Origin of the sequence: Paeniroseomonas aquatica, from assembly GCF_030409335.1 — a bacterium.
Lineage (GTDB): Bacteria > Pseudomonadota > Alphaproteobacteria > Acetobacterales > Acetobacteraceae > Belnapia > Belnapia aquatica.
Genome location: NZ_JAUFPN010000134.1, coordinates 1 through 3170, shown reverse-complemented (window position 1 = coordinate 3170; position 3170 = coordinate 1). Strand labels below are relative to the sequence as shown.

The following is a 3170-nucleotide window of genomic DNA, read 5'->3' as shown; positions in this document are numbered from 1 at the left end:
GGCGATGCCCTCCGTGGCGTCACCCCGCGGCTCGTCGCGGATTGCGAGGACACCCGCGACAGCCCTGTCCACAAGGACGACGACGGTGGTTTTGCCCTCGCTCTCCAGCGTCTCGACGCGTCCTGCGAGCGGGCCGAGGTCGGCGCCGATCTCCTCAGCGTAGCGGGGAGAGCCGACGGCGACGCGCCGCCCTGACACGAGTGCGGTGACCGCGCGGCCCTGCACGGCTTCAGCCACCGACGACTGGGGCGCCGCGATGCCGCGTGCCTCTGCCTCGGCGAGGACTGCTTTCGCCAGCGGGTGGGCGGATCCCGCCTCGACGCCCGCGGCGTAGGCAAGGAGGTCCTGTTCCGACGTTCCTGCCGCGGGTACCACGTCGGTAATGCGCGGACGGCCCTCAGTGAGCGTGCCCGTCTTGTCAAAGGCGACGGTGCGGGCCGCGCCGATGCTCTCCAGCGCCGCGCCGCCCTTGATCAGCAGGCCCCGGCGCGCACCGGCGGACAGGCCGGAGGCCATGGCGGCGGGGACGGAGATCACAAGGGCGCAGGGGCAGGCGATGAGGAGGACGGCGAGGCTGCGGTAGATGCTCGTCCACCAGTCCCAACCTAGCAGAAACGGCGGCACGAGGATGACGAGGAGTGAGACGATCATCGCCCCTGGCGTCCACCATTTGGAGAACCGCTCGATGAAGCGCTGCGTCGGCGCGCGGGAGGCGGTCGCCTCCTCCACCATGCGGATGATCCGGGCGATAGTATTGTCTGAAGCCGCGCGGGTAACGCGGACGCGGAGCGCCCCGTCGGCGTTGATAGAGCCAGCGACGACGGCTTCCCCAGGGCCCCGGGCAACGGGCACGCTCTCGCCGGTCACCGGGCTCTCGTCGAGGGCGGATTGGCCGTCCTCGATCGATCCGTCGCAGGGTACCCGGTCGCCGGGCCGGATCAGCACGAGGTCGCCGACGGCCAGCCGATCGGAGTCCACCCCCTCCGTTGAGCCGTCGGCCCGCACCCGGAGCGCGGTGCGGGGCATGAGGGTGGCGAGGGCCCGGATGCCTGCCCGCGCCCGGCCGGCCGCGACGTTCTCCAGCAACTCGCCGAGCGCGAAGAGCAGGACGACGACCGCCGCCTCCTCGGCCGCGCCAATGATCGCGGCCCCGATCGCGGCCGTGACCATGAGCGTCTCGATCGAGAACGGGCTGCCCGCGCGGGCCAGCGCGAAGGCCCGCTGGCCAAAGGGCACGACGGCAACGGCGGTGGCCACCAGGAAGAGAGGGTAGGTCAGCCGCTCCGGCAGGACGAGGGAGAGCGCGTAGGCCCCCAGCACCAGGGCGCCGAGGAGCCAGACCAACCGGGCCTTGCCCGTGCCGTACCAGGGCTTCGCCGCGTCGGCCGGGTCGTCATGGTCGGCGTGGGAGTGGCCGAAGCCGCCGTGGCCCTTGTCCGCCTCCTCTGCTTGGCCGGCGGTGCCGGCGTGGGTATGGCTGGAGTGGTTGTGCCCCGCGTGGTCATGGTTGGCATGATCGGGCTCAGTTTGGTCATGCGCGGGCCGTGTCGCGGCGGGCGGAACCACGGCGCCCCCCAACAGGGGGCGGGCGGCGTAGCCGAGGCCGGAAAGGGCTTGCTCAATGGTGGCCGCGTCGCCCCCCCCGGGCGCGAGGCGGAGCGTCAGCCGCTCGGCCATGAGGTTCACCGCGATGTCGGAGACGCCGGGCAGGCGCTGCAGCGCGCCCTCGACTTTCGCGACGCAGGAGGCGCAGTCCATCCCCTCGACCCGCCAGGCCAAGGTTGCGGGGGCGACGGACGCCGGCGTGGCGGAAATGATAGGGAAAGACGTCGTCGCGGGGGGCGCGTCGAGCCGGGTGGCCTTGTAGCCGAGGGTGGCGACCTGCCGCTCCACCGCCGCCGCACCCGCGGGATCGGCGAGGGTCGCGGTAAGGCGCTCGGCCATGAGGTTGACTGCGACATCGGATACGCCGGGCAGGCGCTCCACAGCCTTCGTTACCTTCGCCACGCAGGAGGCGCAGTCCATGCCCTCTACCCGCCAGGAAGCGCTCCCGCCATGACCGGCGCCAACCGTCCTCGATCCGTCCATCACGCGCACTCCCAAGTCCGGCCTCGAAGATGACACCTCTAGCCGCTAGAGGTTCAAGGGAGGTCCGCGAAACCCGGATGTCGCCTTGTCACAAGATCGCGCGACGCGAGAAGGGATGGGGGCGCGGCAGCGACGTGGGCAGCGCGAGACGTTTGCCGAACCTTGAATATCCAGCGACTGGAGTTCTCATATCGGCCTCCGATGCCGAACGCGATCCCGCGCGGGGCCGGTCGCGACGGAGGCCGAAGATGGGCAGACACGGTGGATCTCACCGGGGTGGCGGCTGGTCTGGAGGGCACCGCGTTTCCGGCCCGGGCGGACCGGGGCACGGGGGTCCAGGGCCATTCCCAGGCGGCGGAAACCCGCCCAGCAGCCCGCCGCGTCCGCGGCCGGTAGTCTGGGCTACCGCTCTCGCGGCCGGCGGGGTCTGGTCGCTCCTCACCTGGGGCGCTTACGGGCTTGTGGACAGCGCCCTGCTGGTCCGGGTCACTGCCGCCGGCGCGGACAGCACGCTGGCCCGCATCGCCCGGATGGTGGAAGATGCTACCGCCTCCCGCGGCCGCACCCAGCGCTTCATCGAGCGATTCTCGGCTTGGTGGACGCCGGGCGCGATGGCGGCCTCGGCGCTGGTCGCCCTGATGCCGCCGCTGCTGCTCGGCGGCGACTAGACCAGATGTCCGCCTGAGATAGGGGTGACCCGTCTCAGGCGGACATCTGGTCTAGGGAACTTGGCTCTACCGCCGCCATGGCGTCCGGCCTTTCGGCCGGCACGCGGCGCGGGCTGTTGGTGAAAGCGGCGAAGCGCTGGAGGCGATCGGCGGCGCGTCGCGTTGCCAGTGGCGGCCGAGGCCGCCGCGGTCCCTGGCAAAGCGGTACTGGCCCTGGTCGAGGGGCGGCGGGGCGCCGTCGGCAGCCCGGCCTGGGCGGCGGAAACTGAGTTGGCGCCGATCGAGGACATGGCCCGGGCGGCGCTGGAGGAGGCCGGCAAGACCGTGGTGGTGGTGGTCACCGCCGACGGCCTGCCGTTCGGCCTGCTGGCGCTGCGCGACGAGCCGCGGGGTGACGCCACGGAGGGCATCGCC

2 protein-coding genes and 1 pseudogene are annotated in these 3170 nt (G+C 72.2%); 2 read left to right on the top strand and 1 reads right to left on the bottom strand.

Translation table 11 applies throughout. The features are described 5' to 3' along the window. A partial coding sequence (locus tag QWZ14_RS12285; RefSeq protein WP_290316961.1) for a heavy metal translocating P-type ATPase occupies positions 1–2025 on the bottom strand: 2025 nt, incomplete at its 3' end. A 524-nt stretch (positions 2026–2549) separates the two neighbouring features. Here QWZ14_RS12285 and QWZ14_RS12280 point away from each other — a divergent pair. Both QWZ14_RS12280 and QWZ14_RS12275 read left to right on the top strand, forming a co-directional pair. Then, complete coding sequence (locus QWZ14_RS12280; RefSeq protein ID WP_290316960.1) at positions 2550–2756, top strand: P-type ATPase; 207 nt, start codon at positions 2550–2552, stop codon at positions 2754–2756. A gap of 162 nt (positions 2757–2918) precedes the next feature. Next, positions 2919–3170 (top strand): annotated as a pseudogene (locus tag QWZ14_RS12275) (heavy metal translocating P-type ATPase); the annotation flags it as partial.